The following is a 2678-nucleotide window of genomic DNA, read 5'->3' as shown; positions in this document are numbered from 1 at the left end:
GTGCTGTAGATTGCCTAAATGGTTGTATTTTAGGCGATCGATGCCCCAATCAAGCCCATGCCGCCGAAGCAGCCAAATTTATTGCCGAAACTTCTTTGGAAAAGATGTTAGAAATGGCAGAAGCAGCTAGACTGAAAAAACTGACGCAACCGACCCAATGGATTATTCCCGATGATTTCTAGGGTTTGGCCAGGGAATTGGGTGAGAAGTCAGTCCCGATGAAAAAATTTTCACCCCCACAGATGAAAGAGGTTTCCTTCCTACACCCCACACCCCACACCCCACAACCTCTTTCAAGTCAGGAGATAGTATTTAGCTTTTTAGCCGTCAGCCATCAGCTTTTTCTCCCTGCTCCCCGCACCCTTCTGCCAAGTCTGGCGTTCTAGGCTGTCATTTTCTTCCCTAGCCACCCGGATTAAGAGGGCTGCTAAAAAGAGACTGGCTAAACTGGAACTGCCGCCATAACTAAAGAGGGGGAAAGGTAAGCCGGTAGTGGGTAAAGAACCAGTGGCCACACCGATATTTAACAGGGATTGACCGATCAAAATTACCATCGCCCCGATCGCCACTAATTTTTTGATGCGATGACGACATTTAACCGCCACGATCAGGGCGAGGGTAGCGTAGAGAAATAGCATGATTAACAGTAAAATACCGCCAATAAAACCAAATTCCTCGCCAAAGACAGCGAAAATAAAATCCGTATCCGGGAAGGGTAGATAAAATAATTTTTGTTGGGATAAACCGTAACCGCTGCCGGTGGTTCCGCCAGAACCGATCGCCAGTAAACTCTGCACTAATTGATAACCATCACCCCGGGGATCCTGCCAAGGGTTTAAGAAAGATAAAATCCGTTTTCTCTGGTATTCGCGGAAAGTAACACTAACCACAGCCATAGTTACACCCAGTAAAGCGCTGCTGGTCATGTAGGATAAAGGCAGACCGGAGGCAAGAGCGATCAGCCAGAGAGTTATACCACACAGAGCAGTGGTACTCAAGTTAGGTTGTAAGAGAATGCCGGCCAGAATTAGCCCAAAAATAGCGATCCAAGTTAACCGTTGATTGACATTTAAACGCGGCCAACCGCCGAAAACCGCCGCCCCTTGCAGGACGAGAAACGGTTTCATAAATTCCGACGGTTGCAAGAGAATCGGCCCGATTTTAATCCAACGGGTGGCACCGTTGATATTAGCTCCCAAACCAGGGATAAGAGTGATCAAAATTAATCCTAAAACTAATAAAATCATCCAGGGTGCAATTTTGAGCAGATTCTCGATCGGCAATCGCACTAGGAAATTAAAGCCAATTAAGCCAATCCAAAGCCAGATTAATTGGCGGATAAAATAGTATAGTCCGTTATCGAAGCGACTGTCAGCCAGAGCGTAGGAAGCGGAAAAAAGCACGACTAACCCGACTAGGAGCCACAAGAAAGTCATCCAGCGCAATAATCGCGCTTCGGCTGACCAGTTTTTCACATCGGGGTCAAAAATAGGAATAATGTATTGCCACACGGAGATTTTCGAGAAGAAGTATCTTGTACAGATTAACCGAAAAGACTAGGCTCGATCGCAGTTTGTTCCACTATCCGACGGCGACATGACCGATTAAACCCGCGTTTTCACCGTGCCATTCTAGGGTATCACCGATCGCCTGACCGTCATGATAGGCAGCCAAGAGAATTTCCGCCGTTTTCCCCCAAACAATATTACCCTGACGATCAAGGGAAATCATGCCCAGATCCCGACCATTAGTTTGGGATTCGCGCATCGATTTCTCCACGGCAGAGGCGAGGGAAAAACCATCGGTGACGCGAATGACCACCTTAGCGGCTAAACACTCATCAATAATATCTTCCCCGACTCCCGTGCAACTTACTCCTGCCCATGGATTCGCATAATTGCCGGCCGGCATGGCACTGTCACTAACGCGACCGATTCTTTCTAGTCCCTTACCTCCGGTAGAAGTTCCGGCGGCGATGTCTCCTTGCTGGTCGAGAGCCACCACCCCGATAGTTCCCCGTTGCGCTGAGGAGTCGGCGAATAAACGGGCCATTTTGCGATTAAAATTCGTCTTTCTTTCCTCCATCCATTCTTGAATCCGATAATCGGTGAGGGGATCATAGAGGGGAATTTGTAATTCTCTGGCCAGATCTGCAGCTCCAATTTCCGAGAGAATGCGATCCTCTTGACTTTGGAGAAATTGAGCGAGGCTAATGGGATTCTGTACCCGCGAGACGTTAATGACACCGCTTAAACGCTGGCGACGACCATCCATCAAGGCTGCGCTCATTCGCACCTGACCGTCCGATTGCACCACCGAACCAGTCCCAGCATTAAATCGCGGTTCATCCTCCAGTAACATACATCCTTTTGTCACCGCCTCCACAGCACTCGCACCATTGTCAAGGAGGTTGTAAATATTCTTAACAATCCCCCGGAGAGAATTGCGTACTGATTCTAAACCACCTTTGTCCTCTAGGGAACTCGCTCCCCCATGAATAATTAACTTCGGATTTACTCTGGTCATTATTGTCCCAATATCACATTACCGATCGGATCTAAACTATCACGTTATCGCTACTCCGCTTCTCCAGTGCCGTCTTAACCGGTAAGTAGGGTTTGCGGCAAAAAGTTTTTCGTGGGGACAGGGTGTGGGGTGTAGGGTGTGGGGTGTAGGGT

Annotated in this window: 3 protein-coding genes; 1 reads left to right on the top strand and 2 read right to left on the bottom strand. The window is 48.3% G+C overall.

Annotation, left to right across the window (positions count from 1 at the left end):
• Positions 1-182 (top strand): hypothetical protein (locus IQ242_RS21920; RefSeq protein WP_193961401.1); only part of this gene is annotated, 182 nt, incomplete at its 5' end.
• Positions 183-320: 138 nt separating this feature from the next.
• On the opposite strand, the gene IQ242_RS21915 is transcribed toward IQ242_RS21920, so the two are convergent.
• Complete coding sequence (locus IQ242_RS21915) at positions 321-1511, bottom strand: FtsW/RodA/SpoVE family cell cycle protein (RefSeq protein ID WP_193961400.1); 1191 nt, start codon at positions 1509-1511, stop codon at positions 321-323.
• Between the two features lie 70 nt (positions 1512-1581).
• Positions 1582-2526, bottom strand: coding sequence for an isoaspartyl peptidase/L-asparaginase (locus tag IQ242_RS21910; protein ID WP_193961399.1), 945 nt, complete (start codon positions 2524-2526; stop codon positions 1582-1584).
• Positions 2527-2678: the final 152 nt, after the last annotated feature.

Origin of the sequence: Microcystis sp. LEGE 08355, assembly GCF_015207185.1 — a bacterium.
GTDB classification, from domain to species: domain Bacteria; phylum Cyanobacteriota; class Cyanobacteriia; order Cyanobacteriales; family Microcystaceae; genus Microcystis; species Microcystis panniformis.
Note: the sequence above shows the minus strand (reverse complement) of the source record. Positions and strands in the feature narration are given on the sequence as shown.

What these genes read in the sequence shown, in the direction of transcription:
- IQ242_RS21910 (WP_193961399.1), bottom strand. Translation starts at nt 2,526, where the DNA reads ATGACCAGAGTAAATCCGAAGTTAATTATTCATGGGGGAGCGAGTTCC.